A 513-nucleotide genomic window follows, 5' to 3' on the forward strand; every position below is an offset into this window, starting at 1 on the left:
TGCCCAGCGGCCCCGGCCTGGGCGCGGTGCCGAACGCCCGTTTCTGGGACCACACCGAAGCGGTAGCGTAGTGCCGGGCTCTGCCGCGCCCCGGTGTCCCTACGGCAAGCGGATGACGAACGCGTCGCCACGCGCCCAGGCACCTCCGCGCCGGCACGGACACGCGTTGCTGAATGCCTCAGGGAGGGCGGTCGTGCCGGCCGTTGGCCAGCAGCCAGGCAAACCTGCCGGGGATCACGGGGTCGCCGGCCAGCGGCCGGCACTACCTGAATGCCCGTCCGGCAAGGCTTGCGAGGCACTTTTCGCGATTGGTCATCTTGGCCGTATAATGTTGGACTTCTTTTTCCAAATCCGGCGCCGACTGGCCCCCTTTCGCATGTCTATCGAAAATCTTCGCAACATCGCCATCGTCGCCCACGTCGACCACGGTAAGACCACCCTCGTCGACCAGCTGCTCAAGCAGTCCGGCACCCTCTCCGAGCGCACCGTGCTCGCCGAGCGCGTGATGGACAG

At 67.1% G+C, this 513-nt stretch carries 1 protein-coding gene; it reads left to right on the forward strand.

All coding sequences use genetic code 11. The features are described from left to right. Nucleotides 1–193 precede the first annotated feature (193 nt). A partial coding sequence (locus AAE045_RS24430; protein ID WP_455549874.1) for a GTP-binding protein occupies nt 194–513 on the forward strand: 320 nt, incomplete at its 3' end.

It is taken from the genome of Dryocola clanedunensis (assembly GCF_038405435.1).
GTDB classification, from domain to species: domain Bacteria; phylum Pseudomonadota; class Gammaproteobacteria; order Enterobacterales; family Enterobacteriaceae; genus Dryocola; species Dryocola clanedunensis_A.